The organism is Inhella gelatinilytica, assembly GCF_016093295.1.
Classification (GTDB): domain Bacteria; phylum Pseudomonadota; class Gammaproteobacteria; order Burkholderiales; family Burkholderiaceae_C; genus Inhella; species Inhella gelatinilytica.
In genome coordinates this window covers 436,806-462,895 of record NZ_JAEDAL010000001.1, presented here as the reverse complement: position 1 = coordinate 462,895, position 26,090 = coordinate 436,806, and the positions used below count along the sequence as shown (strand labels likewise).

Here is a 26,090-nt window from a genome sequence, read left to right as displayed (position 1 = left end):
CCAAGGACCGGCTGCGCTTATTGCGCGGCCGGTCTTGCTTTGAGCATCACCTGAACCAAATCGCCGAGACGGGCGGGGGTGAACGGTTTGGTGAGGAAGTAATTCGCACCGGCTTCCAGCGCGGCCCGCTTGTCTTGTTCCCCTTGGTTGCCCGTGAGCATGACCACCAGCACGTGGTTGAGCTGGGGGTCGGCCCGCAATGCTTGCAAGACCGCAAGGCCATCCAAGCCGCCCGGCATGCTTTGATCCAGCAAGATCAGGTCCGGCTGAATGACTTTGGCCACCTGCAAGGCGGTTGCGCCATTGGCGGCTTCGAAGAGCGCGTGGCCGCCCCCATCCAGGGCGTAGCGCACCAGTCGTCGAATTTCGGCCTGGTCGTCAACGATGAGGATCTTCGTTTTCATGGAGCAAGGAAGTCTGCAGGTGCCATGATCCCATGGCTTGCGTTCCTAGAATGCCTTCACAAGGAGGAGTGTGCACGGCATGGTTCCCCATCTCATCACGGCCCTGACTGGTCCCATCAACGAACTGGAGCAGCGCATCCTGGAGTCCATGCCAGCGATTGAGCGCTGGTTCCGACTCGAATGGATGGAGCACACCCCACCCTTTTATTGCTCGGTGGACCTGCGCAATGCGGGCTTCAAGCTGGCGCCGGTGGACACCAATTTGTTTCCGGGGGGCTTCAACAACCTGGCCGAGCCGCTGCTGCCCTTGGCGGTCCAAGCCGCCATGGCGGCGGTGGAAAAGTTCTGCCCCGAGGCGAAAAATCTGCTGCTGGTGCCGGAGTTGCACACGCGCAACAGCTTTTACCTGGCCAATGTCAGCACGCTGATGCGCATCTTCCGCCAGGCCGGTTTGCACGTGCGGCTGGGCAGTTTGGATCCTGAACTCAAAGAGCCCAAGACGGTGACCCTGCCGGATGGCCAGTCGCTGGTCCTGGAGCCCATGATGCGCAAGCGCGGGCGTTTGGTGCTCAAAGACTTTGATCCCTGCACCATCCTGCTGAACAACGACCTCTCCGCCGGCACGCCGGCGGTGTTGAAGAATCTGGATCAGCAAATCTTGCTGCCTCCGCTGCATGCAGGTTGGACCCAGCGACGCAAGAGCGTGCATTTCGCGGCCTATGACGAATTGGCCAAGCGGTTTGGCAAGCTCCTCGGCATGGACCCGTGGCTGGTCAACCCGCTGTTTGGACGCTGCGGCGATGTGGACTTCCAAGCCGGGACAGGGTTGGCGTGCGTCCAAGCGCAGGCGGATGCGGTGCTCACCAAGATCCGCCGCAAGTACAAGGATTACGGGATTCAGGACAAGCCGTTTGTCATCGTCAAGGCCGACAACGGCACCTACGGCATGGGCATCATGACGGTGCGCGATCCGAAGGAGCTGGAAGCGCTCAGCCGGCGCACCAAGAACAAGATGGCAGTGGTCAAAGAGGGGCAGGTGGTGACCGATGTGCTCATTCAGGAGGGTGTGCCCACCCACGAACGGGTGCAAGATGCGGTGGCCGAGCCGGTGGTCTACATGATGGATCGCTACGTGGTGGGGGGCTTCTACCGCGTGCATGCTGATCGCGCGCTGGATGAGAACTTGAATGCGCCCGGCGCACACTTCGTTCCGCTGGCGTTCGCGGAATCGGCGCACCTGGCGCGCCCCGGTGTGGCGCCTGGCGCCAGCACCCCGAATCGGTTCTACATGTACGGGGTGGTCGCGCGCTTGGCCTTGCTGGCCGCCAGCTATGAGTTGGAGCAGACCGACCCCGAACGGGAGTCCGCCGATGCGGTGGTGGCGTAAAGCCCCGACGCTCGGGGCGCTGGGTTCGCTGAGCCTGATCGGCCTCTGGGTGCTGGTGTCGCCAGCTCGGGCCTTCGCGGCCCCGGTGTTGCGGGTGTGCGTGGCCAATATCGCTTACCCGCCGTCGATCAACCTGGATCCGCGCAATCCAGGTTTGCGGGAGCGTCAGTTCCTTGAAGCCGGGCGCGCCGCGGGGGTGTCGGTTTCGCTGAATTACGCGCCCATCCGACGCTGCCACCGTCAGGTGCAAGATGGCGAATTGGATGCGGTCTACATGGCGGCGACGAGCGAGAGCTTGCCGCTGTATCGCTTCCCGCTCACGGCGCGGGGCGACGTGGATCGCGCGCTGCGTTTGAAGGAAGAAACAGTCTTGCTGGTGGGGCGCAGTGGCCAGCGCTTGCGCTGGGATGGTCACCAGTTCTCCGGTTCGGTACGGCTCGGCTCCCGGGCCGGTTTGCGCATGGCCCATGAAGCGGCCCGGCTGCGGCAGCTGGCGTTGGCCGATGACTCGGCCGCAGACGCCGACCAGGTGCTGCGCATGGTGGCGGCAGGCCGCTACGACTTTGGCCTGCTATTGGAAGTGGATTTGCGCACACAGGCTGGCACGCTGCGGCAACTGGGGCTGGAGGTGGTGCCCCAGCCCCTGGCGCGATTTGATGGGTTTATGGTGGGGAGCTTGCGCGCCACGCCGGAGCAGCAGGCGGTTCTGAAGGCTTGGTGGCAGGCCTTGCCGCAGTCGGCCCCTCCTCCGGAGCGTCGCTCATCTGCGCCACGTCCTGCAACACCGCCTTGAATTGCTCGGCCAAAGGGGAAAGTCGTTCTCGGTGCCACCACACCGAGAGGTCGGGAAGCCCCAGGTCGGCCTGCAAGGGCAGAATTTTGGCGATGCCCAGCCGGGCCGCGAGTTCGGCTTGTTGCAAGGCCATGAAGGCCAGCATGGGCATGCGCCGCAGCAAACTGAAAGTCAACGCCAAATCGCCCGTGGCGATCTGATTGCTGGGCGGGGTCAAGCCGCGCCGTTGCCAGGAGCGCTCCAGCAACGTTCGGGACTGCGTGCCTTCGAATGGAATGATCCACGCCTGATCTTGAAGTTGCTCCCAGCGCCAGGACCGTTGAAGGGCGAGCGGGTGGTGGGCACTGATCACCACCACTTCCCGCTGCCCCATCAAACGCTGGCCGATCAAATCGGGCGGCAAATCGTCCCCGCGCAAACGAGCGACCACCAGGTCCAGGCGGCCGCTGCGCAGGTCGTCCACCATGTCGGGGACGGCGTGGGTGTGCACATGCAAGGCCGCATTCGGCTGCTCGGCCTTGAGCTGCGCCATGGCTTGGGGCAGCAGGTGCGCCAGGGCGGCATTGGTGGCGCCCACGTGCAGCGCCCCTTGCGTTCCCCGGCACAGGGCGTCCACTTCCTGGCCGCAACGATCCAGTTCGTTTTGGAGGCGTTGGGCCAGCTCCACGAGGGGTTGGCCCAGGGCTGTTGCGTGAAAGCTGCGATTTCGCCGATCAACCAGGGTTTGTCCGAGGAGGGCTTCCAGCTCCGCCACGGTCTTGCTGACAGCCGACTGCGTGACGTGCAAGCGCTCGGCCGCCAAGCTGGCGCTACCGGTCTCCACGACGGCAGCCAAGGCGCGCAGCTGGCGCAGGCTGACCTGACGGCTGAGCAGGCTGCCGACCGTCGGCGGACTGTTTCGCAGTGGCATATGAGGAAAAGGAATGAATGAATTCCATTTTCTCACGTAATTGGGTTTGCAGTTCTTTACTGTTCCGCGCGGCGGCCCGTTGGAGCGGGCTTTTCGTTTTGATTGGAGTTCCCGATGCGATTCCGTATGAATGTGATCCCGCTGGCCGTGATGGCGCTGGCATCCCAAGGTGTGCTGGCCCAACAGGCCCCGGCCCCGAAACCAGCTGAAGAGCCCAAGCTTGAAAAGGTGGTGGTGACCGGCTCGCTGATCAAGCGAACCGACAAGGAAACTCCGGCGGTGGTGCAAACCATCACGCGGGATGACATTCAGAAGTCAGGCTACTCGACCGTCGAGGACATGCTTCGTGCGTCGAGTGCCGTTGACAGTGGCTCCATTTCGGACGGTGCTGCCTCGGGGTTCGTGGGCGGTCTGGCAACCGTGTCCTTGCGCGGGTTTGGTTCGCAGGGTACCTTGGTGTTGATTAACGGCCGTCGAATCGCGCCGGTTGCGGCTGTCGACATCAACTTTGGCCGCGGTTCGCTGATCAGCGTCAACACGATCCCGCGCGACGCCATCGAACGTATTGAAATTCTGAAAGATGGCGCTTCGGCCCTCTATGGCTCCGATGCCATGGCGGGCGTGGTGAACTATGTGCTGCGTAAGGATTACGAAGGCATTTCGGGGTCCGCTAACTACGGCGCGAATGACCAGGGCGTTGGCGTCACGAAGGGTGCGACCCTGAGTTTTGGCATGGGGAACATCGACACCAAAGGGTTCAACCTCTTTGGTGGACTGGAGGTCTTCAAGCGTGACTCGGTGATGCATGCGGATCTGCGCGATCGCGGGAACCTCAGTGCTTACGACGACTATCTTTTGGCGCTGGGGAGCTTGAGAAACTTCACGCCCTGGAGCAGCGCTTCGACCACCGCCAACTACTACCGTGTGCCTACCAGCTTGGCTGGCAGCACCACAATCAATGGCATTTCGGTGGCGAACAACAGCCTCTCCGGGATTAACTACCTGGGCACCATGGCGGGTTGCCCGGCCGAAGCCAAGGTGGGGCAAGGCTATCCTCAGCGCCCTGAAGGTTACACAGCAACGACCCCCTCGCTGCCCAACGGGCTGTGCCGCTTCGATCCGGACTCGAATGACGAAGCCATTGCTGCGCAAGAACGTGTGAACGCCATGCTGCGCGGCACGCTCGCTCTGAACAGCGACTTGAACCTGTATGCGGATTTGATGGTTTCGACCACCAAGACGACCGAATTGGGTGCGCATCGTGCGCTCACCAGTGCTCTGGTGTCGTCGGCCAATCCCGTGGCCACTTCTTGGACGCGTCTGGATGGAACGATCGGCCGCCAAAATGCCATCATCTTGCCGGTTGGGCATCCCGACAACCCCACCAACGGCACGGCCACCGCACAGCCCGTGCAACTGATCTATCGTTTCCCTGATTTGGGCCGCAATGACATCAACGACTTGAAGTCCATCCGGGCCACCGTGGGCCTGCAGGGCGTGATTGGCGAATGGGATATCGACAGTGCGTTGCTCTATACGCGCATGGATAACAAACGTACCCAAGAGGACCGTCTGCGCAGCAGTTTGCTGACTGCGGCAATTGCTTCGGGTAGTTACCGTTTCAACGGTAGCCCCAACAGCGAGGCGGCCATCGCCTCGGTGGCCTCGGATGCGGTGAACGAAGGGGAGTCCACCATCTTGGCCCTGGACATGCGGGCCTCCCGTGACCTTTTCAAGATGCAAGGGGGCATGGCGGCCGTCGCGCTGGGCGGGGAGGTTCGCAGGGAGGAATTGACGTCGACCCCGGATGCGAACTACCAGTCCGGGGACTACATTGGTTTGGTGGCCAACGGTGCCAAGGGCAGTCGCAACTCGGTAGCTGCATTCGGTGAATTCCGCCTACCGCTGGCCAAGACTCTGGAAGCACAAACGGCCCTTCGCTTTGAGAAGTACAGCGACTTTGGTAACGCCACCACCGGTAAGCTGGGCTTCAAGTGGTCGGTACTGCCCTCCACGCTGGCCCTGCGGGGGACGGTGGCGTCGGGCTTCCGGGCGCCCTCGATCACGCAAATCGGGGACTCGTTCGCCTTGTCTTTCCACAACTCGCAAACGGCCCGTGTCTTTGACAGTCTGCGGTGCAATTCGAGCGACCCCGCAGCACCTAAGAGTTTGGCCAACCCCTCCAATGTGCGGGATTGCAACGTTCTGGGCTACACCGCTGTGCCGGCCGCAGAGCGCTCGGGTAGCTTGGCGACCTTCGTGGGGGCCAACGCTGACCTGAAGCCAGAAACGTCACGTTCTGCGACCGCCGGTTTGATCTTCTCGCCGACCAAGCACGTTGACCTCTCGCTGGACTACTGGTACTTTGAGCGCCGCAACGAAATCCGGGCTGGTTTGGGGGCGGACATCATGGCGATGTACAACGCCAACCCAAGCGCCAATGCACACCTCGTCTTGCGGGACCCCAACCCCGCCACTTGGCTGCCGGGCGTTCCCAACAGTGGCCCCATCTTGGCGCTGATGCGGCGTTATGACAATTTCAATTTCAGCAAGACGTCAGGGCTTGATTACGACCTGAATGTTCGATTCCCGGTTTCCGAGTTGGGTAAGGTCAAGCTCAAAGTGACGGGCACTTGGACCCACCGGTTTGATCGCAAGATTTTGTCCACTTCGCCAACTGAATACCTGGTGGGGACGACCACATCTGACATTCCGAAGAGCCGAAACACAGCAACGCTGAGTTGGGAACGGGATGCCTGGGGCGCATGGGCCCGTGTGAACCATACGGATCAGGTGCTTCGTGCCAGTGGCGTGACGACGAGTTGCCTGGCTTCGACGACGGCGGCAAACAAGATTCGTCAAACCCAGACGGGCTGCTACCTGACCGAGGACTTCACTCATGATCTGGGGTTCAGCTACACGGGCTTCAAAGGCTGGACGATTGCGGGCACGGTGCTGAATGTGGGCAATACCTATGGGCGCACCATTGACGTTCCGGCCAGCTTCAATCATTGGGATGGCGGATCGGCCATGTTGGGTCGCCGCTATTCGCTCAATGTGAGTTACGAATTGAAGTGATCCCGGCCTTGACCGGATCTTGATTCGGTCAATCAGCCAAGCACCGCCTTCGGGCGGTGCTTTTTTTTGAGGAGGGGCATTTATGCGTAAGGCGGTGAGCGGAATGTGGCGCTGGGGCGCTTGGCTGGCGCTGGCCAGTCTGTCGGTTGCGCAGGCCAGGGAGCTGGTGCCCGGACCGGGCCTGAAGCCGGAGGGGATCCCGCCCCTGATCGCCGAAGCCGCTTCGGAGCCGGCCGACCCCACCAGCCCGCGGGTTTTCGATTGGCACCCCTTGGAGCCCAAGTTACTGGTGGCGGCGCGGCGTGGCGGCGCGACCCAGGTGCATGTGCTGGAGCGCGCCGGTGCTCCGTTGCGGGCCCTGACCGAAGGCAAGGAAGCCGTGCAGTCCGCGCGCTACGAGCCCGAGGCGGGCCGCTACATCGTGTTCGCGCGGGACACGGGCGGTGACGAGGCGTATCGGCTGTACCGCTTGACCGAGGGCCAAGCGGTTCAAGCCATCACGCCCAGTGACGGGCGGGTATCCGAGTGGCGCTTCTTGCCATCGGGGCAGGGTTTGGTTTACCTGCGGGAACGGCTGGATCGGGAGGGCGGAGAGCGGCAGGCGCAGAGTCGCCTGGTCTGGGTCGACCCGGAGGATCCCCAGCGCACGCGGGACCTGCTGAAAACCGAGGGCGCGCGTTTGACGCAGTTGCGGCTGAGCGAGCAGGGGGTGGTGCTGGTGAGCCGCTCGCAGGGCGGGCGCAGCCAGTGGTTGCGGGTATCGGTCGCGGACGGTGCCGTGGTGCCCTTGGGCTCGGCCCGACGCCAAGACGACGCGGACTCCAACCGTGAGGCCTCAGAGACCGGCCCCGCGGACGATGGGCTGTGGTTGCGGCAAGCCGCACGCAGCGACTTTCGACATCCGGTCCGGCTCCTCGCCGAGCACGGTCGGCTCCAGTCGCATTTGACGCAGGAGGCCGCGGATGTGGAGGCCATGGCGGAGCCTCAGGGCGCTCCCGGCCGGCCGCTGGCCCTGGTCTACAACGTGCAGGGCCGCTCCGAGTTGCGGTTCTGGCAGCCGGGCCAGGCGCTGCAGACCCCGAACCTGGATCTGCCCGCTGGCGTGATCCAAGACGTTCAGTGGCACCCCAAGCTGCCGCTGCTGGTGTTTCACCAGGCCAGTGCGACCTCCGCCGGTCGACTCTGGGTTTGGGATCACGAGCATCGCCGCTTGGAAGCGTGGGCGGGGGGGGAATCCCGCCGAGAGCCGCTGGAGTGGCGCCTGGTGCAGTGGCGGGCGACGGACGGCGAAGTCATCAGTGGATGGCACCTGCGGCCTCCCGCATCGTTTGCGGGGCCCCGGCCCGTGTATGTGCACTTTCATGGCGGGCCGTCGTCCCAGTCGCGCCCGGGCTTTCCCTCGCCGACGCTGCGCGCCCTCGTGATGCAGTTGGGGATGCACGTGCTGCTGCCCAATGTGCGGGGCTCCGATGGTCAAGGCAAACGGTTCTTGAACCTGGACAACGGACGCCGGCGGCTCGATGCCGTGCGGGACGTCAGTGCGCTGCTGGACTGGGTGGCGGTCCAACCAGACATGAACGCCCAGCAAGTGGTGGTGGGCGGGGGCAGCTACGGGGGCTACATGGCCCTGGCCGTCGCCGTGGCCGAGTCCGACCGCATCGCGGGCAGCATTTGTCGGGTGGGCATTGCCAATTTCGTGAGCTTTTTGGAGAACACCGAGAGCTACCGGCGGGACAACCGGCGGGCGGAGTATGGGGATGAGCGGGACCCGGGGATGCGGGCGTTTTTGACGGAGATTTCGCCGCTGACGCACGCGCAGCGCGTGCGCAAGCCGCTCTTTGTGGTGCACGGGCGGAACGACCCCCGGGTGCCCTACTCCGAGGCCCAGGCCATGGTGGCGGCTGTACGGGCGCACGGTACGCCCGTTTGGTTCTTGACGGCGGAAAACGAGGGCCACAGCTTCACCAAAAGCGAGAACCGCGACTACTTGCACCACGCGACACTGGCCTTTGTGCGCCAGGCCTTGCTGCAACCCCTGACCGAGAGCTCGCCCGGGAAGTAATGGTGCACCGCACAACGAAAGTCGGCACAATGGCCGGTTTTGATTGCGGCGGCTGCTGGGCCGCCCCCTGCATGTGAGCACCCACTCCGAGTCCCGTTCAGCGGGCGCAACCGCCGCCTTGGCCTTGGGCGCCTTGGGCGTTGTCTATGGCGACATTGGGACCAGCCCGCTGTACGCGCTGCGCGAAGTGTTTCACTCCGCGCATTTGCCGGTGGACGAAGCCAACGTGCTCGGGGTCTTGTCGCTGCTCTTTTGGACGATGACCGTGGTCGTCTCGTTCAAGTACGTGCTGCTGATCCTGCGCGCGGACAACAACGGTGAGGGCGGCCTGATCGCCATGCTGGCCCTGGCCACGCAGGCGGTGAAACACAAGCCGGCGCTGCGCGCCCGCTTGATGCTCTTGGGCTTGTTCGGTACGGCCATCTTCTTTGGCGATGCGGTCATCACCCCGGCCATGACCGTGCTCGGTGCGGTCGAAGGTTTGGATGTCTATGCGCCGCAGTACCACGGCGTGGTGCTGCCGGTCACGCTCATCATCCTGGCGGGTTTGTTTGCGTTTCAGCGCTTCGGCACCGGCACGGTGGGCAAGTCCTTCGGCCCCATCATGCTGCTGTGGTTTGCCAGCCTGGTGGCCCTGGGCCTGCCCCACATCCTGGCGCGGCCCGGTGTGTTGGCCGCCTTGAATCCGGCCTATGCGCTGGGCTTTGCCTTGCAGCATCAGGTGATCGCTTTCATCGCCCTCGGGGCTGTGGTGCTGGTGGTGACCGGCGGTGAAGCGCTGTACGCCGACATGGGCCACTTCGGCAAGCGCCCCATCCGCTGGGCTTGGTATGGCGTGGTGATGCCGGCATTGGCCATCAACTACTTTGGTCAGGGTGCGTTGCTGTTGGCCGACCCCGAGGCCATCAAGAACCCGTTCTTTTTGCTCGCGCCCGATTGGGCTGAGATTCCGCTGTTCATTCTTGCGACGCTGGCGGCCGCCGTGGCGTCTCAAGCCTTGATCACGGCCAGTTTCTCGGTGGCCAAGCAGGCCATGCAGTTGGGCATCCTTCCTCGCATGCGGCTGCTGCACACCTCGGTGAAAGAGGTGGGGCAGGTCTACGTGCCGGCGGTGAATTGGACGCTGTTCGTGTTTGTGGTGGTGGCCGTCGTGTTCTTCGGGTCCTCCAGCAAGATGGCCGGTGCCTATGGCGTGGCGGTGACGCTGGACATGACCATCACGACCATCCTGACCTTCTTCGTCATTCGCTATGGCTGGAAGTACCCGCTGGTGCTGTGCTTTGCCGCCACCGGAGCCTTTTTCGTCATCGACTTCTTGTTCCTGGCGTCCAACCTGCTCAAGGTGCCCAGCGGCGGCTGGTTCCCGCTGGCCATTGGCATCTGGATGTTCACGCTGATGCTGACCTGGAAGCAGGGGCGGCGGCTGTTGTCCGAAAAGCTGCGCGAGGATTCCATCGACCTCAAGAGCTTCTTGGATGCGGTGTTCATCAGCCCGCCGGTGCGTGTGCCGGGGACGGCGGTGTTCTTGTCCGGTGAACAGGGGGTCACGCCCAATGCGCTGCTGCACAACCTCAAGCACAACAAGGTGCTGCACGAGCAAAACCTGTTCGTCACCGTGCGCCACCACGAGCGCCCCTGGATCGGCTTTGACCGCCGCTTGGAGGTGGAGGCGCTGGGCAACAACTGCTGGCAATGCACGCTGCACTTTGGCTTCAAGAACGAGCCCGACGTGCCCGAGGCGCTGACGCTCTTGCGTCAACATGGGTTGCAGGTGGACGACATGGACACCAGCTACTTCCTCAGCCGCGACATCGTCATCCCGACCCGACTGAATGGCGGCATGGCGCTGTGGCGCGAGAAGCTGTTTGCCAGCATGCACCGCAACGCATCGGGCATCGCGGACTTCCTGCACCTGCCGGCCAACCGGGTGGTGGAGCTGGGCTCGAAAGTCGAGATCTGACCCCGTGCGCTTGACCCGCCACGATCTCCCGGCTCTGGTGGCGGGTTTCGTGGCCGTGCTGGTGGGTTTCACCAGTTCCGTGGCCCTCGTGTTCCAGGCGGCGCAGAGCCTGAATGCCTCGGCGGCCCAGACCGCGTCCTGGATCTGGGCCTTGGGCCTGGGCACCGGGCTGACCTCGCTCTTCCTGTCTTGGCGCTACCGCCAGCCCGTGCTCACCGCCTGGAGTACGCCGGGCTCGGCGCTGATCGCCGCGGCCCCGGGGTTGACGCTGGCCGAGGGCGTGGGCGCCTTTGTGGTGTGCGGCGGCTTGATCCTGCTGGCGGGCGTGACGCGCGGCTTTGAGCGCTTGATGAACCGCATCCCGGCCAGCATTGCCGCCAGCCTGTTGGCGGGCGTGCTGGCGCGCTTTGGCCTGGACGCGGTCACCCACGCGCCCGGCAGCTTTCCGCTGGTGTTGGCCATGTTGCTGGCCTATTTGTTGGGCCGGCGTTGGTGGCCGCGCTACGCGGTGCCGGGCGTGCTGGCGGTGGGTGTGGGCGTGGCCTTGGCGCTGGGCCGCTTGGACCTGGGCGGCGTGCTGGCCGGCGGGTGGGCGGCGCCGGTTTGGGTTACCCCGGTGTTCAGCTTGAATGCGCTGATCGGCCTTGCCCTGCCCCTGTTCGTGGTGACCATGGCCTCGCAAAACCTGCCGGGTGTGGCCGCGCAGCGCGCAGCCGGCGTGGCGGCGCCGATTTCACCCGTCATCAGCGCCACGGGGCTGGCCACACTGCTGTTGGCGCCGTTCGGGGCGTTTGCCATCAACCTGGCCGCGATCACGGCCGCCATTTGCATGGGGCCCGAGGCCCACGAAGACCCGCGCCGTCGCTGGCTGGCCTCGGCAGCAGCCGGCGGGTTCTACATCCTCGTCGGCTTGTCGGGCGGGGCGGTGGTGGCGCTCTTTGCCGCCTTTCCCAAGGCCCTGGTGCTGGCGGTGGCCGGTTTGGCGCTCTTGGGCGCGATCGGCAACGGGCTGGCGTCTGGCCTGCGCAACGAGGCGGAGCGGGATGCCGCGGTGCTGACCTTTCTCGTCACCCTCTCCGGTCTTCAGGTGGCCGGCATTGGCGCGCCATTCTGGGCGGTGCTGGTGGGCTTGTTGGCTTTGGCCCTGAAACAGCGGGGCCCTTGATCCATCGCAAATGCGAGTCATTCGCATTGACTGGACAATGGGCGCCTCCCATCGCCTCAGGGCCCGCCATGACGCTTGACCGCCTGCCCTTGCTGCACCCCGCCACCGTCAAAGGGCTGCGAGCCGACCAACCCGAGTGGCCGCGCCAATTGGAGGAGTTGGGCTTCGCCCCGGGCGAGACGGTGCGCGTGCTGCGCCGAGCGGCGCTGGGCGGCGACCCGCTGGTCGTGCAGGTCGGTGGCAGCCGCTTCGCCCTGCGCCGCGCCGAGGCGGCCTGCGTGGTTTTGCAGGCCGAATTGGAGCCGCGCTGATGCAAGAAGCGGTGGTCCATGTGCACCCAGCGGGCCGGCTGCTGGCCCTGCTGGGCAACCCGAACTGCGGCAAGACGGCCCTGTTCAACCGCCTGACCGGTAGCCGCCAAAAGGTGGCCAACTACGCCGGGGTGACGGTGGAGCGCAAGGAGGGGCGGCTGACCAGCGCGGCGGGCGAAAGGCTGCGCCTGCTGGACTTGCCTGGCACCTACAGCCTGCACCCGCGCAGCCCGGACGAGCGGGTGACGCGCGACGTGCTGGCCGGCCAAGCCCGCGGCGAGAAACGCCCCGACCTGCTGCTGTGCGTGGTCGATGCGAGCAACTTGCGCCGCCACTTGCGCCTGGTGTTGGCGGCCCAGCGCCAGGGCTTGCCCTGCGTGCTGGTGCTGAACATGGCCGATGTGGCCGAGCGCCGCGGCTTGCAGATCGACCCCCAGGCCCTGAGCCGCGAGTTGGGACTGCCCGTGGTACGCAGCGTGGCCGTGGAGGGCCAGGGCGTGGCCGAGTTGCGCGCGCTCTTGGACGACCCGACCACCTGGCAAGTCAGGCCCCACCGGCCGGATGAGGCCGAGGATGGCGCGCGCATTACCGCCCTGCTACAGCGCCTGGGCCTGGATCAGGCTTTGCCGCCCGGCCGCACCGAGCGCATCGACCGCTGGCTGTTGCATCCGGTGTTCGGCCCGATCTTCATGGCCGTGCTGATGTTCGGCATGTTCCAGGCCGTCTTTGCCTGGGCCGAGGCGCCGATGGGTTGGATTGAGGCTGCTGCGGCTTGGGCCGGCGGGGGCCTGGGCGCCCACCTGGCCGAGGGCTGGCTGCGCAGTCTCTTGGTGGATGGCCTGATCGCTGGGGTGGGTGGGGTGCTGGTCTTCCTGCCGCAGATCCTGATCCTGTTTGCCTTCATCCTGGTGCTGGAGGAAAGCGGCTACTTGCCGCGTGCGGCCTACCTGCTGGATCGCTGGATGGGTCACCTGGGCCTGTCGGGGCGCAGTTTCATCCCGCTGCTGTCCAGCTTCGCCTGCGCCATCCCCGGCATTCTGGCCACGCGCTCGATCGCCAACCCGCGCGACCGCTGGGTGACCATGGCCCTGGCCCCGCTGATGACCTGCTCGGCGCGGTTGCCGGTGTATGCCCTCTTGATCGGCGCCTTCATTCCGCAGCGCCAGCTCTGGGGCTTTGTCGAGTTGCAGGGCTTGGTGCTGTTCGCGCTCTACGCCGCGGGCATTGCCAGCGCCGCCGCCGTGGCCTGGCTGCTCAAGCACTTCACGGCGCGCGGCCAGGTGCGCACGCTGATGATGGAACTGCCCGAGTACCACTGGCCGCGCTTGCGCAACTTGGCCATTGGCCTGGCGCAGCGGGCGGGCATCTTCATCCGCCGCGTGGGCGGCATCATTCTGGTGATGACGCTGGTGATCTGGCTGCTTTCCAGCTTCCCGGCCGCGCCCGCCGACTCCGCGCGGCCCGTCATCGAGTACAGCCTGGCCGGCCAGCTTGGCCTGCTGCTGGCGCCGCTGTTCGCCCCCATCGGTTTTAACTGGCAAATCGTGATTGCGCTGATCCCCGGCCTGGCCGCGCGCGAGGTCGCGGTGGGGGCGTTGGCCACGGTCTACGCCGTCTCCAGCGAGGGCGACGCGCTTGCCGGTTTGATCGCCCAGCAGTGGAGCCTGCCCACCGCCCTGGCGCTGCTGGCCTGGTACGTGGTGGCGCCGCAGTGCCTGAGCACCCTGGCCACCCTCAAGCGCGAGAGCGGCGGCTGGGCCCTGCCCGTGGGCGTGGCGGGCGTGTTGTTTGCGCTGGCCTACGCGGCGGCGGGGGCCACCTATCAAGTGGCCCGGGCCCTGTCCTGATTGAGGCCCCGGCACCGGCAGCCCGCGGGGCGGCCGGTGCTTCGGGACGGTCAGAACTCGTAAGACGCACTCAGCGAGAAGTAGCGCCCGTACGCATTGCCATCGGAGCTGCCGACGCCGATCTCGGTTTCGTTCGGGTTCAGCGCCGGCCGCTTGTCCGCAAGGTTGCGCACCGTGCCCGAGAGCTTCAGGCCGCGAAAGCCCTTGTAGCTCAGCGAGAGGTCGGCCGTGGTCCAGGCCGGCATGCGGCACAGGTCGGTGCGGCCGGCGGTGGTCAGTGTCTTGTCGCAGCTCGACCCGGCGCTGAAGCTCTCCATGCTGCTGCGGTAGTCGCCGCTTAGAGAAGCTGACCAGTCCCCCTTGGACCAGCTGGCGCTGATCCCCAGTTTGTTGCGGGGCACGCGGTAGTAGCCCAGGGTGTCCACGACCGGCAAGCCTTCTTGAGCCTGCTGCTCGCGCTCCAGCAGGTGGGTGCCGCGCAGGCTCAGCCGCAGGCGGCCGAAGCGGTCCAGGCTGAAGCGCTGTGCAAACTCGTAGTCCACCCCCGCAGTGCGGCTCATGGCCAAGTTCTGGTAGGGCCGGCGCACCTGGTAGACGCTGCCCAGCGGCCCGTCCGTGGGCGGCAGACGCATCACCATGCCAGGGAATTCATCCTCGCGATTCAGGATCTCCTGGGCGCTCAGGCGGTCGACCTCGCCGCGCCGCTCGATGGCCCAGGCGTCCAGCACGATCTCGGTGCCGCGCAGCGGTTCGAAGATCAGGCCCAGGGTGAAGGAGTCGGACTTCTCGGGTTGCAGCGCCGGGTTGGCCAGCGAGACGGTCGAGAGGCTCATCGAGCAGTTGGGGTTGGTGCTGGCCACGACCGGGCAGAGTTTGGGGTCGCGGTAGCCGGAGCTGAAGGCAAACACGGCGGACTTGCTGTTCTGCGACAGCGACGGCGCCCGGAAGCCATCGGCCCAGCTGCCGCGCACGGTGAGGTGGCGGCTCAGGGCGTACTTGAAGCCGAGCTTGGCGGTCAGCGCGCGGCCAAAGTCGGTGTAGCGCTCCGCACGCACGGCGGTCTGCGTTTCCAGGCCCTTTAGCAAGGGCAGCTGCAGCTCGGCATAGGCGGCGGCCACATTGCGGGCATTGGTGGCCTCGCCGATGCCGCGGCCGATGATGTCACCCGCAGCGGTGCGCGGGTCGGCGCTGACGTCGAAGCGTTCGTGGCGGAATTCACCGCCCAGGCCCAGCATGGCCGTGCCACCGGCCAGGTGGCCGATTTCGCGCGAGCCGCGCAGGTCCATCGAACTGGTGGCGGACTCTCCGCGGTCGTTGATCTGCGGGGACAGCAAGGCCAGCACTGCGGGGCTGTTCACGCCGCCAAAGCGGTAGCTGCCATCGGCCAGCACCTGGTTCAGGCCGGAGAGGCTCAGGCGGCCATTGAGCGTCGTGCGGTTCTGCTGCCAGTGGTGCATCAGGCCGGCGTCCAGGTCCCAGCCCTTCCAGGTGGTGCTCAGGCTCAGCACGCCGCGCAGGTTGTCGGCCTGGGTTTCCCGGTCATAGGGCAGGTCGGCGAAGCGGTAGCGCAGGCCCAGCACCATGGGCGCGCGGTAGGTGGTGAAGCCGCCACTGCTGTTGGGCAACAGAACGGGGTTGCTGGTGCTGGCCAGGCGGGTGGGGTTGTCCGGGTGGGTGGCGGGCAAGGCCAGCCCCTTGAACTGGACCGTGTGGCCTTGGGCGTCGCCCCAGACGGTCAGGGTTTCGGTGCGGCCGGTGGGGGAGTCGGTGTAGGCGTTGGTCACCCGCGAGCCCAGCAGCTCGGCATTCAGCGCCGTGTCGGCCCCGAGGTTCAGGCTGCCGCGCAGGAACACGGAGCCTCGGCGCTGGTCGCCCGTGTACTGGGCGAAGCGGGTCGAGTCCCAGAGGCAGCGCGGTGTGGCCAGCGTGGCGGAGTAGGGTGCTTGGGTTTCACAAGCCGGCGAGAGCATGCCGCGCCAACTGCCCGAGGCACCATTGGCGTAGGTGTACAGGTTGCCCGGGTAGGACGTCGTGGAGCTGGGCTGCAGGCGGCCGTAGAGCGTGCTCAGCAGCTCGCCCTGCACGAGGTTGGGGGCCTCGGCAATGCCCACACCATCGCGGATGAACAGGTCCACCCCGGCCAGCAGGTTGTAGCCGCGTTTGTGGAAGTCCCCAAAGCCGGCGGTGAGGTTGACCGAATGGCTTTTGAACAGGCCATCCCCCCGCTGCTTGTGGTTGAGCTCGATCAGCCGGCCCTGGTAGTCGCTGCGCAGGATGACATTGACCACGCCGGCCAGTGCGTCTGAGCCGTAGAGCGACGAAGCGCCGGACTTCAGGATCTCGATGCGCTCGATGGCCGACATCGGAATGGTGTTGACGTTGAACACGGTGGACTGGCCGCTGTTTGGGTCCACTACCCCGGCCGGAGCCATGCGCCGGCCGTTGATCAGCACCAAGGTGGCGGCCGAGCCCAGGCCGCGCAGGGAGATGGTGGCCGTGCCGGGCGAGAAGCCGCTGCCCGAGCTCATGTCATTCAGGCTGCCCGCGCCGGTGGCCGGGTCCATGCGCAGCAGTTCGTCCAAGGTGGTGGCGCCGGAGCGCACGATGTCCTCGCGTTTGAGGATGCTCACCGGCGTGGCGGTCTCGGCATTGGTGCGTTTGATCATGGTCCCGGTGACCTCCACTTTCTCCAGCTTGGCCGGCTCCGAGGCGGGCGGCGGGGCGGGTTTCGGCGCGGGAGCGGGAGTGGGAGAGGGTGCTGGGGCCGGAGTTTGGGCGGCCACCGGCGTGAGCACGGCAGCGGCGGCAAGGGCGACGAGGGTCAGGTGGACGTTCATGGGGACGTTCATGGCGTTCAGGGCAAGGAGGGGTCGGAAAACGGCGGGCAAAGCTCCGCCTGACGCGCCACCCTTTGGGGTTGGCGCGCGGCGTGGCGTCGGGTGATTTAGGGGGGTGGGCTTAGCGCGGGGCCGCCCACTCGGCGCGGGCGCGCTGCAGGTCCTGCTGGAACTCGGGGTGCAGGTCCAGGCGGGTCACGACGGCGGTGGCGAGCTGGCGCGCGGCTTCCACGTCGCTGGGGAAGTGCAAGCCACAGACCACGCGGCTGTCGGCGTACTCGGCGCCGCGCTGCAGCAGGGCGGGCGCCCGTTCGGGGACGACCCGCGCCAGCACCAGGGCCGTGACCCAGCCGAAAGTGGCGTGCCCCGACGGGTAGGAGGTGCGCTGGGTCGCGTCGGGGTCGGGCTGCGAGGCACCGCTCAGGCCGCAGACGTGATCCAGGGCCAGGCGCTGGTGCGGGCGCAGGCGGGCGTGGGTCTTTTTGGCGGCGAAGGTGGGGGTGGTCGATTCGCGCACGCTACGGTTCAGCAGGTGGACCAGGGCGGGCAACTTGTCGCGGCGAATGTCCACCCCCAGCACCGGGGCGAAGCGGTCGTAAAGCCACTTGGCGTCCAGCTCGGCCGATTCGCGGCGGGCGGCATCCCCCTTCTGCCGCGCCAACACGGCGTTCACGTCGTCGCGGTCCGCGGGGCTGTCGGGTGCGGGGGCCGGCGGTAGCCAAGCTTCCGGCCGTGAGCTGCCATCGGTGTAGGGTTTGACGTCCTTGTGGCTGACGGGGGGCGACTCCCATTCGGGAGAAGCGGCCCATGTCGAGGTGAAAGCAAGGCACAGGGTCGCGGTGAGGGCGAAACCAAAAGGCAAGGGTCGGGCAGGCATGGACGGACAATTCCAAAGTTGAAGCCGGCGCATTCTGCATTTTGTGTAAAAAAATCGCAAATAAAGAATTACCCGCCCCGTCTCCCATCCCTTTTGCCCACCCCTTGAGGGCCGCGCATGCACCCCACCGCCCGAGAACAATCGCTGTACATCGCCACCTTGCTGTTGCGCCCGTTGATTCGCATCCTGGTGCGCAAGGGGGTTGAGTTGGGCGAGCTCACGGAGCTGTCCAAGCGGGTCTACGTGGAGCAGGCCGTGCAGCTCCTGGAGCAGGAGGGGCGGCGCGTCACCGATGCGGCCGTCAGCACCTTGACCGGCGTGCACCGCAAGGACGTCAAACGCATCGGCTCCGAGGCGCCGCTCTTCCAGAGCGAGCGCCGCCGCAAGAGCCTGCTCGATGCCACGCTGTCCCTGTGGAGCGGGGACGTGCGCTTCATCGATGGGCGCGGCGCGCCCCGGCCCTTGGAGCGCCGCAGCCAGGTGCGCGAGGCTCAGCTACCGACCTTCGAGGACCTGATCGAGGAGGTCAGCAAGGGCGTGCCGCCGCGGGCCCTGCTGGAGGCCTGGCTGCAGCAGGGCGCGGTGGTGCTGGACGACGCCGGGCGCGTCTGCTGGGCCCAGCACGAGCGCGTGGAAGGCGAAGACATGCAGGTCATGGCCCGCAGCGCCCGGCTCTCGGCCGACCGCCTGCACGCGGCCTGGGACAACCTGCTGGGTCGCAACCCCGCCCACGCGCTCTACTACGTCCGGGCCGAAGGCCTGCTGGCCGAGGATGTGGCCCCGCTGAACGCCCTGGTGGCACGCTGGGGCCGCCGGTTCGCCCAGCGCGTGAACCGCCTGGTGACCCTGGCCCAGACGCGCGGACGCGAGGCCGGGGGAGACCAGCGATTCAGCTTCGGCATCCAGAGTTACGCGGTGGCGGTCGACGCGCCAGACGCCGCGCTCAGTGAGGCGGCGGCGCCCTCCGATCCGGCCGCTTGAGGTCCGGGCTTTAGCTTCCAATGCGCAGCCGGTGCGCCGTGCTGCGGCCATCGGCATGCAGACACAGCGCGGTATTGGGGGCCAGGATGTCCCAGCCCTCGGCGTCGCCCTCCAGCGGCTCGCTGGCCACGATTTGCCCGTAGGCCTCGACGCGGTGGTACAGCGTGGGCGGTTGCGCGTCGCTGGCCCAGCGAAAGGCGAATACCTCGTCCCCGTCGGCCAGGGCCGCTGAAAAGCGCAAGGGGGCTTCAACGCCGGCCGCGCGCATGCGGCCCCACACGTCCTCCAGCACCGCACTCGTCGCTTCCAGCGGGCCGAAGCCATTGATCAAGTGCTGCACGATGAGCAGAAAGATCAGTTCGGAGTCGGTGCCGCCGCGCCGCTGGTGCCACAAGGGGTCTGTGAGCTGGGCTTCCAATTCGCGGTGGACCTCGCCAAAGCCGCCAATCTGGCCGTTGTGCATGAAGAGAAAGCTCGCCGCCGCAAAAGGATGGCAGTTGGCCAGCGAGACCCCGCCGCCAGTGGCCGCCCGCACATGGGCGAAGAACAGGTGAGATCGAACATGGGCCGCCAAAGCCTTGAGGTTCTCGTCGCTCCAAGCCGGCGTGACTTGTCGATAGAGGCCGGGCGTTTCGCGGTCGCCGTACCAGCCCAGGCCAAAGCCGTCGCCATTGGTCACCAGGACCGATTGCTCAGCCCTCAGACTCTGACGCACCAGTGAGTGTTGGGGACGGCAGACCAAGTCTTCCAAGTAAATCGGGTCGCCGCGATAGGCCAGAAATCGACACATGGGGCTGCACCTGAGAGTGGCAGGGGAATGGTCAGTCTGACACACTGTCCACCATGGACTTGCTCTTCATCATCGATCCGCTGGATCACATCAAGACCCACAAGGACAGCAGCTTTGCCATGATGCGCGAGGCCGCCCGGCGCGGCCATGGCCTCTGGGTCTGCGAGACGCACCAATTGGTGTGGCAACACGGCGACCGCGTGACCGCGCGCGGCGCCCAGCGCTTGCAACTGAGCGGCGAAGCCGTGGCCAGTGCCTACGGCAGCGGGCTCAAGGACTGGTGGCAGGCGCCCATCACCCGCGACTTGCCGCTGGCGAGCGTGGATGCCGTGCTGATGCGCAAGGACCCGCCCTTTGACGCCGAGTTCATCTACGCCACCCACCTGCTGAGCCAAGCGGAGCGCGAAGGGGCGCGGGTGTTCAACCGGCCCAGCGCGCTGCGCGAGCATCCGGAAAAGCTCTCGCTGATGGAGTTTCCGCAATGGACGGCGCCGACCTTGGTGAGCCGCGACGCCGAAGTGCTGCGGGCCTTCCATGCCGAGCAGCGCGACGTGATCTTCAAACCCTTGGACGGCATGGGCGGCATGGGCATCTTCCGGGTGCGAGAGGATGGCCTGAACCTGGGCGCCATCTTGGAGCAGCTCACCCACTACGGCGCGCAAACCATCATGGCCCAGCGCTACTTGCCCGAGATTTCCGAGGGCGACAAACGCGTGCTGGTGATCGACGGCGTGCCCGTCTCGCACGCCTTGGCGCGCATCCCACAAGGCGGCGAGGTGCGCGGCAACCTGGCCGCTGGCGGCCGCGGCGTGGCCATGCCGCTGACGGCGCGTGAGCGCGAGGCCGCTGAAGCCCTGGGGCCCATCCTGGCCGCCCGCGGTCTGCTGCTGGTGGGTCTGGACTTGATCGGTGGCTTCGTCACCGAGATCAACGTCACCAGCCCGACCTGCTTCCAGGAAATCAGTGCCCAGGCGGGCTTGGACGTGGCGGCGACCTTTCTAGACGCGGTGGAGCGTCGGATCGCCTGACCACGCGGGGACAATCCCCCCATGGCTCTGTTGTCTCTTACGAATGCCCACCTTGCGTTTGGGCACTGGCCGCTGCTGGATGCAGCGGATTTTTCGCTCGAAGCGGGCGAGCGCGTGGGCTTGATTGGCCGCAACGGCAGCGGCAAGAGCTCGTTGCTCAAGGTGCTGGCTGGCTTGGAGAAGCTCGACGAGGGCTTGCTGCAGCGAGAAAAGGGCGTGCGCATCGTCTACGTGCCGCAGGAACCCGTGTTTGAACGCAATGCCACGGTGTTCGAAGCCGTGGCCGAGGGGGTGGCTGAGGCGCGCGACCTGCGCGCCCGCTACGAGGCGCATGTCGAGGGCGAGGACCTGGATGCGCTGCAGACGCGCATTGAGCAGTTGGAAGGCTGGACCTGGGAGCAGCGCGTGGACGAGGCCCTGCACCGTCTGGGCCTGGATGGCGCGCGGCCGGTGGCTGAGCTGAGTGGCGGCTACAAGAAGCGCGTGGCCTTGGCCCAGGCGCTGGTGGCGCGCCCCGAGGTGCTGCTCTTGGACGAGCCGACCAACCACCTGGACCTGGACGCCATCCTTTGGTTGGAGGAGTTGCTGCGCAGTTTCAACGGCAGCTTGCTCGTCATCACCCACGACCGCGCCTTTTTGGATGCGGTTTGCAACCGCATCGTGGAGCTGGATCGCGGCCAGTTGCGGGGCTACCCCGGCAACTTTGCCGCCTTCGAGGCCGCCAAGCAGCGCGAACTGGAGAACGAGGCCCTGGCCAACGCCCGTGCCGACAAGGTGCTGGCGCAGGAAGAAGTGTGGATTCGCAAAGGCGTGGAAGCCCGGCGCACGCGCTCGGTCGCGCGCATCGCGCGGCTGATGAAGCTGCGCGAGGAACATGCCCAGCGCCGCAACCTGCAAGGCGGGGCGCGCCTGCAAGTGGACGTGGGGGAGCGCAGCGGCAAGCTGGTGGCCGACCTGGAAGACGTGCGCAAGGCCTTTGGCGAACGCGTGATCGTCGAGGGGCTCACGGCCACCTTCATGCGCGGCGACAAGGTGGGCTTGATCGGCCCCAACGGCGCGGGCAAGACCACGCTGCTCAAGCTCATCTTGGGGGAGCTGCAGCCCGACGGCGGTCGCTTGCAGACCGGCACGCGCTTGACCGTCGCGCATTTCGATCAAATGCGTGCGGGCTTGAATTTGGACGCCACGCTGGCAGACACCATCAGCCCCGGGTCGGAGTACGTCGAAGTGGGCGGGCAGCGCCAGCACGTCAACAGCTACATGGTGAACTTCCTGTTCAGCCCGGCGCGCGCCAACAGCCCGGTGCGCACGCTCTCGGGTGGCGAGCGCAACCGCCTGTTGCTGGCGCGCCTCTTTGCACGCCCGGCCAATGTGCTGGTGTTGGACGAACCCACCAACGACTTGGACATCGAAACCCTGGACCTACTGGAGGAGATGCTGATCGACTACCCCGGCACGGTGTTCCTGGTCAGCCACGACCGGCGCTTTTTGGACCGCGTGGTCACGAGCACCCTGGTGCACGAAGGCCCCGGGCGTTGGCGCGAGTTCGAAGGCAGCGTGCAGGATTGGCTGGCCCAATCTGCGCGCAGTACGGCAGCGTCCAAGGCCGATGCCAAAACCGAGCGCAAAGGGGAGCGCGCCTCCGAAGGGACGGCTGCCGAGCCTTCGCCCTCGCCTGTACCGGTGACCGCGCCAGCCGCGGCCCCCAAACGCAAGCTGAGCTACAAGGAGCAGCGCGAACTGGAGGCGCTGCCGGCACAGATCGAAAGCTTGGAAGCTGAGCAGGCCGAACTGAGCGCGCTACTCAATGGCAGCGATCTCTACACCCAAGGGGCCGATCGCATCGCCCAGGTGACGGCGCGTGCCGCGGCGGTTGACGACGAGTTGATGCACCTGCTGGAGCGCTGGACGCTGCTCAGCGATTGACCTTGGCGGCGGGCACGAAGCCTGGCACCCCGTCGAGCTGCAGGGCTTGCTCGCCTTGTCGCAGCACCACCGCCAAGACCTTGCGCCGCTGGCCGGCGTGTTGGACCTGATCACCGACCTTGAAGGGCTGGGGCAACTGCACGGGCGGCAGTTCGATGCGCCGGCTCGGGTCCAAGCGGCCCTTGCTTTCGCGCACCATGCGGGCGGCCAGATCGGGCCGTTCCTGTCGCATCCATTCCAGGCTGGCCTGCACGGTCGCCCGCAGGGTTTCGGCGGTGAAGGGTTTGCGCTGGATGAAGCGGGCATTGAGCGCCTTGGCCCGCGCCTCGAGCTCGGGCGTGATCTCAAAGCTCATCAAGCCCAACCGACACTGCGGGTGCAGCGCGCGAATGGATTCAAAGAGCGCCAAACCGTCCAGAGACTGGCCGCTGAAGGCATCGGTGAAGACGAAGTCGGGCGCCCATTCGGTGGCGAGCAGCAAGGCGCTGTCGGGGTCCGCGCAGCCACGAATGTGGTCCGGTGCAAACCCAAAACCCTCCAGCAGGCGCTGGGCGAAGGCGCGCACGCCCTCCAAGGGGTCAACGATCAGGAACCGGAGTTTGGCTGGCGTCATCGGAAAGAAGCATGACCCCGCGGGGTGATCTGCCTATTATTCGCAGATTCCTCGCCGGGGCGGCGAGACAGGGGCGGCCACACAAAATGGGACTGCGTGCGCAAAGTCTGGCTGGCGTGCTGGTGTTTGCCTTGGGTGTGGGCGGGCTGGGGTTTTGGGGCCTGAGCGGTTATTTGGGGCGAGGCTTTGACCGCATCGAGCAGCAAGCGATGCGCAAGGACTTCCAGCGCCTGATCGCCACCCTGGATGACGCCTTGGCGCAAAAGGGCCGGGGGGCGCGGGAGTGGAGTCATTGGACCGCCCTGCGCGACTACGCTCGGAACCGGAACCCGCAGTTTGCCGAGGACAACCTCAGCCCCGCCTCGTTGCGGGCCTCGGGCTTGAGCTGGTTGGCGGTACTCAGCCCATCGGGCGAATTGATTCACGCGGTGCGGGGCGAACCGAGCGCCGGGTCAACCCAAACCGTGGCCGAAGTGCTGAGCGAGCAGACCCCAGCCGGCCGTGCTCTGCGCCAGCCGGCTCCCCCCGCAGGTCGTTGCGCCTGGGTGTTTGTCCCCAGCCTGGGGGAGGAAGTCCAGGCCCTGTGTCATCTTCCGATCATGGACAGCTCGGGACAGGGCGAACCGGCGGGCAGCTTGATCACCGCGGAGCGCATGGAGGCGGCGGCGTGGCGCGACATGGGCACCCGCGCCGCGTTGGACTTGCAGGTCTATCCCCTGGGGGCGGCGCCAGAAGCCTGGGCCGTGCTGGACGAAGTGGCACCGGGTCAGGATCGTCGACCGTTGTGGGTGCTGCCCGGTGAACCGCAACATCGCATGCGCACGCAGTTGGTGGATGGCGCGGGGGCTCCCGCTGCTTGGGTGGAATTGCGGTGGCCGCGCGAACTGCGGTTGCAAGGAATCGAGGTGTTGCGTGGGGCGGGCGGTTTGCTGGCGGGGCTGGCAGCGTTGCTGGCCCTGGGCGCGTACTGGTTGGTGGACTTGCGCCTGGTGCGCCGCTTGCGGTCGCTGCAGCGGCAAATTGCCCGGGCCCGCGCGGAGGAGGACTGGACGCCGCGGCTTCGTGTCCGGGGCGAGGACGAAATTCAAGAGCTTGCGGAAGAAGGCAACCATTTGTTGCGGCGCATCCAGCAGCAAGTGACCGCGCTGGAGGCCGTGGCGCAAACCGATGCCCTCACCGGGCTGGCCAACCGGCGGGCATTTGACCCGCGGCTGCAAGCAGCCTTGGCCCTGGTGGCGCGGCAAGGCGGCGCCGTGTCGGTGGTCATGGTGGATGCCGATTACTTCAAGCGGTTCAACGATACCCACGGCCATGCTGCGGGAGACGCCGCGTTGAAGGTGCTGGCGCAGGGCCTGAACGAAGTGGCCCGTCGCGGCAGCGACCTGGCCGCCCGCTTGGGGGGCGAGGAATTCGCGCTGCTGTTGGAAGGGGGAAATCTGGGCGAGGCCCGCCAACAAGCGCAGGCCCTGCAGCGCTGGTTGGCCGCACAAGCCTGTGGGCCTGGGCAGGCGTTGGCCCAAGCCCTGACCGTGTCCATGGGTGTGGCGCAGGCCCGCCCTGGCGAAAGCCCGGGCGAGGTGATGGCGCGGGCCGACGCGGCGCTCTATCAGGCCAAGGCGCTGGGCCGCAACCGCATCGAGTCAGCGCCCTAGCAGGCGGTCCCGGGCCCGGGCCAGCTCGGCCCAAAAGCGCGCGTCCTGGCTGGTGGCGAAATTCAACCGCAGGTGGGGCCCGCCCGTGCGCGTGGGGCTGAACAGGCGCTCGGGCGCGCAGGCCCAACCCGCCTCCAGCATCTGCTGGGCCAGGGTCTCGCTGTCCACGCCGCTGTCCAGCCAGCCGAAGAGCCCGGCGGGCGGCGTGGAGAAGCCGAAACCGTGCTGGCTCGCCAGGCGCCCGCAGCGTAGGCGCGCGGCATCCAGGCGCTGGCGCAGGGCCTCGGTTTGGCGGTTCAGCGCGCGCCGGCTGAGCAGGTGGGCCAGGGCCCGTTCCAGCACGGCGCTGGTGCACAGCTCGTGCACCATCTTGCGCTCGGTGAGGGCGGCGATCGGTTCGGCGGCGCCCGCCACGAAGCCCACGCGCAGGCCCGCGCCGAGTAGCTTGGAGTAGCCGCAGACGTACAGCGTGCGCTTCAGGCCGTCGAGGGCACTCAGTCGCGGGGCATGTGGGGCGGCGAAGGGGGCGTAGGTGTCGTCCTCGACCACCAGCACGCCCCCGGCTTCGCAGCGGCGCAGCACTTCATGCGCTTGTCCCAAGCTGAGGCTGTGCCCCGTGGGGTTGTGCAGCACGCTGACGGTCACGTAGAGCCGGGGACGGTGGGCCGCGATCAAGTGGGAGAGCACGGCCAGGTCGGGGCCATCCGCGCCGCGCGGGACGGCCAGCAGGCGCAGGCCGGCCTGGCTCAGGCGCGCGTACTCGATCGGCCAGCCGGGGTCGTCCACCAGCACGGCGTCGCCGGGTGCGGCCAAGGTATGCGCAATGAGGTCGAGCGCTTGCGTGGCGCCCACGGTGGTCAGGATTTGGTCGGGCGAGGCCCCAATCCCCACATCCACCAGGCGCTGCGCCAGCAGGGCGCGCAAACCGGGGTCGCCCGCCGGGTCGGCGTAGCGCAGCAGCGCGGCTTCTTCGCCCGGGCCGCAGGCGGCGCGCAGGCCCTGGCGCAGCGGCGTCGGGTCCAGCCAGCTCAGGGGCAGCACGCCGCTGGCCGGCGAATCCTGGTGCTCGGGTCGCATGAGGTTGCGCACCAGGGTCAGGGTGTCGAACGGGGCCGCTGCCGGACTCGGCGTGGCCTGGCGTGCCGGAGCGGCGGGGCGCGGGGCGGGTTCGCGCACAAAGAATCCGCGCTGCGGACGCGCCTCCACCAAGCCGGCGGCCTGCAGCCGGTCGTAGGCGGCCACCACGGTGCTGGGGCTCAGGCCCCGCTGCAGGGCGGCCGTACGTACCGAGGGTAGGCGGGCGCCGGGCAAGAGCAGGCGCTGGTCAATGCGCCGTGCCAGGTCGGCGGCCAGGGCCTCGGCGCGCCCCTGGGCGGTGACTGTGTGGGTCGAGGTCACGATACAGATCGGAAATGTGTGATTCAAAGTGTATTGGTTCTGTATGGATTGATTTTGCAGAATCTCATCGA

The 26,090-nt window shown here is 66.7% G+C and carries 18 protein-coding genes; 11 read left to right on the top strand and 7 right to left on the bottom strand.

Going from position 1 to position 26,090, the window contains the following annotated elements; translation table 11 throughout:
• Positions 1–17: 17 nt before the first annotated feature.
• A complete protein-coding gene (locus I7X43_RS02190; RefSeq protein WP_198099250.1) occupies positions 18–404 on the bottom strand; it encodes a response regulator in 387 nt (128 codons plus the stop codon).
• 79 nt (positions 405–483) lie between these two features.
• Here I7X43_RS02190 and gshA point away from each other — a divergent pair, with 79 nt between their 5' ends.
• On the top strand, positions 484–1,791 hold the full coding sequence (gshA, locus tag I7X43_RS02185; RefSeq protein ID WP_198099249.1) for a glutamate--cysteine ligase: 1,308 nt from the start codon (positions 484–486) through the stop codon (positions 1,789–1,791).
• Positions 1,792–2,453: 662 nt separating this feature from the next.
• On the opposite strand, the gene I7X43_RS02180 is transcribed toward gshA, so the two are convergent.
• A complete protein-coding gene (locus I7X43_RS02180; protein WP_198099248.1) occupies positions 2,454–3,494 on the bottom strand; it encodes a LysR family transcriptional regulator in 1,041 nt (346 codons plus the stop codon).
• Positions 3,495–3,608: 114 nt separating this feature from the next.
• On the opposite strand from I7X43_RS02180, the gene I7X43_RS02175 reads away from it, so the two are divergent.
• The 6 genes from I7X43_RS02175 to feoB all read left to right on the top strand — a co-directional run bounded on the left by I7X43_RS02175 (position 3,609) and on the right by feoB (position 13,917).
• Positions 3,609–6,572, top strand: coding sequence for a TonB-dependent receptor plug domain-containing protein (locus I7X43_RS02175; RefSeq protein ID WP_198099247.1), 2,964 nt, complete (start codon positions 3,609–3,611; stop codon positions 6,570–6,572).
• An 82-nt stretch (positions 6,573–6,654) separates the two neighbouring features.
• On the top strand, positions 6,655–8,634 hold the full coding sequence (locus tag I7X43_RS02170; RefSeq protein WP_198099246.1) for a S9 family peptidase: 1,980 nt from the start codon (positions 6,655–6,657) through the stop codon (positions 8,632–8,634).
• Between the two features lie 73 nt (positions 8,635–8,707).
• On the top strand, positions 8,708–10,594 hold the full coding sequence (locus I7X43_RS02165; protein ID WP_198099245.1) for a potassium transporter Kup: 1,887 nt from the start codon (positions 8,708–8,710) through the stop codon (positions 10,592–10,594).
• A 4-nt stretch (positions 10,595–10,598) separates the two neighbouring features.
• A complete protein-coding gene (locus I7X43_RS02160; RefSeq protein ID WP_198099244.1) occupies positions 10,599–11,759 on the top strand; it encodes a benzoate/H(+) symporter BenE family transporter in 1,161 nt (386 codons plus the stop codon).
• A 68-nt stretch (positions 11,760–11,827) separates the two neighbouring features.
• Positions 11,828–12,070, top strand: coding sequence for a FeoA family protein (locus I7X43_RS02155; RefSeq protein ID WP_198099243.1), 243 nt, complete (start codon positions 11,828–11,830; stop codon positions 12,068–12,070).
• A complete protein-coding gene (feoB, locus tag I7X43_RS02150) occupies positions 12,070–13,917 on the top strand; it encodes a ferrous iron transporter B (protein ID WP_198099242.1) in 1,848 nt (615 codons plus the stop codon). Before I7X43_RS02155 ends, feoB begins: the two co-directional genes overlap by 1 nt.
• A gap of 50 nt (positions 13,918–13,967) precedes the next feature.
• Here the strand turns inward: feoB and I7X43_RS02145 are convergent, their stop codons facing one another.
• Together I7X43_RS02145 and I7X43_RS02140 are read right to left on the bottom strand one after the other, a co-directional pair.
• Positions 13,968–16,766: a TonB-dependent receptor gene (locus I7X43_RS02145; RefSeq protein WP_216860040.1), complete on the bottom strand. Its 2,799-nt coding sequence runs from the start codon at positions 16,764–16,766 to the stop codon at positions 13,968–13,970.
• Positions 16,767–16,875: 109 nt separating this feature from the next.
• Positions 16,876–17,631 carry a phosphatase PAP2 family protein gene (locus I7X43_RS02140; RefSeq protein ID WP_198099240.1) on the bottom strand — a complete coding sequence of 252 codons (756 nt, stop codon included), beginning with the start codon at positions 17,629–17,631 and terminating at the stop codon, positions 16,876–16,878.
• 117 nt (positions 17,632–17,748) lie between these two features.
• On the opposite strand from I7X43_RS02140, the gene I7X43_RS02135 reads away from it, so the two are divergent.
• The gene (locus I7X43_RS02135; protein ID WP_198099239.1) at positions 17,749–18,612 is read left to right on the top strand and encodes a DUF6502 family protein; all 864 of its coding nucleotides are present in this window, start codon (positions 17,749–17,751) and stop codon (positions 18,610–18,612) included.
• Between the two features lie 10 nt (positions 18,613–18,622).
• Here the strand turns inward: I7X43_RS02135 and I7X43_RS02130 are convergent, their stop codons facing one another.
• Positions 18,623–19,402: a class II glutamine amidotransferase gene (locus I7X43_RS02130; protein WP_198099238.1), complete on the bottom strand. Its 780-nt coding sequence runs from the start codon at positions 19,400–19,402 to the stop codon at positions 18,623–18,625.
• 53 nt (positions 19,403–19,455) lie between these two features.
• Between I7X43_RS02130 and gshB the strand changes: the two genes are divergently transcribed.
• On the top strand, positions 19,456–20,430 hold the full coding sequence (gshB, locus tag I7X43_RS02125; RefSeq protein WP_198099237.1) for a glutathione synthase: 975 nt from the start codon (positions 19,456–19,458) through the stop codon (positions 20,428–20,430).
• A gap of 21 nt (positions 20,431–20,451) precedes the next feature.
• A complete protein-coding gene (locus I7X43_RS02120) occupies positions 20,452–22,356 on the top strand; it encodes an ATP-binding cassette domain-containing protein (protein ID WP_198099236.1) in 1,905 nt (634 codons plus the stop codon).
• On the opposite strand, the gene I7X43_RS02115 is transcribed toward I7X43_RS02120, so the two are convergent.
• Positions 22,346–22,969 carry a DNA-binding transcriptional response regulator gene (locus I7X43_RS02115; RefSeq protein WP_198099235.1) on the bottom strand — a complete coding sequence of 208 codons (624 nt, stop codon included), beginning with the start codon at positions 22,967–22,969 and terminating at the stop codon, positions 22,346–22,348. The two genes, I7X43_RS02120 and I7X43_RS02115, sit on opposite strands and share 11 nt — an antisense overlap.
• An 86-nt stretch (positions 22,970–23,055) precedes the next feature.
• On the opposite strand from I7X43_RS02115, the gene I7X43_RS02110 reads away from it, so the two are divergent.
• Positions 23,056–24,621 carry a GGDEF domain-containing protein gene (locus I7X43_RS02110; protein ID WP_198099234.1) on the top strand — a complete coding sequence of 522 codons (1,566 nt, stop codon included), beginning with the start codon at positions 23,056–23,058 and terminating at the stop codon, positions 24,619–24,621.
• Here the strand turns inward: I7X43_RS02110 and I7X43_RS02105 are convergent.
• The gene (locus tag I7X43_RS02105; RefSeq protein WP_310737505.1) at positions 24,610–26,019 is read right to left on the bottom strand and encodes an aminotransferase-like domain-containing protein; all 1,410 of its coding nucleotides are present in this window, start codon (positions 26,017–26,019) and stop codon (positions 24,610–24,612) included. The two genes, I7X43_RS02110 and I7X43_RS02105, sit on opposite strands and share 12 nt — an antisense overlap.
• Between the last annotated feature and the right edge of the window lie 71 nt (positions 26,020–26,090).

Bases quoted from the DNA above. Each gene is read 5' to 3' on its own strand.
- I7X43_RS02180 (WP_198099248.1), bottom strand. From the start codon at position 3,494: ATGCCACTGCGAAACAGTCCGCCGACGGTCGGCAGCCTGCTCAGCCGT.
- I7X43_RS02155 (WP_198099243.1), top strand. From the start codon at position 11,828: ATGACGCTTGACCGCCTGCCCTTGCTGCACCCCGCCACCGTCAAAGGG.
- I7X43_RS02120 (WP_198099236.1), top strand. From the start codon at position 20,452: ATGGCTCTGTTGTCTCTTACGAATGCCCACCTTGCGTTTGGGCACTGG.
- I7X43_RS02130 (WP_198099238.1), bottom strand. From the start codon at position 19,402: ATGTGTCGATTTCTGGCCTATCGCGGCGACCCGATTTACTTGGAAGAC.
- I7X43_RS02175 (WP_198099247.1), top strand. From the start codon at position 3,609: ATGCGATTCCGTATGAATGTGATCCCGCTGGCCGTGATGGCGCTGGCA.
- I7X43_RS02110 (WP_198099234.1), top strand. From the start codon at position 23,056: ATGGGACTGCGTGCGCAAAGTCTGGCTGGCGTGCTGGTGTTTGCCTTG.
- I7X43_RS02190 (WP_198099250.1), bottom strand. From the start codon at position 404: ATGAAAACGAAGATCCTCATCGTTGACGACCAGGCCGAAATTCGACGA.
- I7X43_RS02135 (WP_198099239.1), top strand. From the start codon at position 17,749: ATGCACCCCACCGCCCGAGAACAATCGCTGTACATCGCCACCTTGCTG.
- I7X43_RS02115 (WP_198099235.1), bottom strand. From the start codon at position 22,969: ATGACGCCAGCCAAACTCCGGTTCCTGATCGTTGACCCCTTGGAGGGC.
- I7X43_RS02170 (WP_198099246.1), top strand. From the start codon at position 6,655: ATGCGTAAGGCGGTGAGCGGAATGTGGCGCTGGGGCGCTTGGCTGGCG.
- gshB (WP_198099237.1), top strand. From the start codon at position 19,456: ATGGACTTGCTCTTCATCATCGATCCGCTGGATCACATCAAGACCCAC.
- feoB (WP_198099242.1), top strand. From the start codon at position 12,070: ATGCAAGAAGCGGTGGTCCATGTGCACCCAGCGGGCCGGCTGCTGGCC.
- I7X43_RS02140 (WP_198099240.1), bottom strand. From the start codon at position 17,631: ATGCCTGCCCGACCCTTGCCTTTTGGTTTCGCCCTCACCGCGACCCTG.
- gshA (WP_198099249.1), top strand. From the start codon at position 484: ATGGTTCCCCATCTCATCACGGCCCTGACTGGTCCCATCAACGAACTG.
- I7X43_RS02145 (WP_216860040.1), bottom strand. From the start codon at position 16,766: ATGAACGTCCCCATGAACGTCCACCTGACCCTCGTCGCCCTTGCCGCC.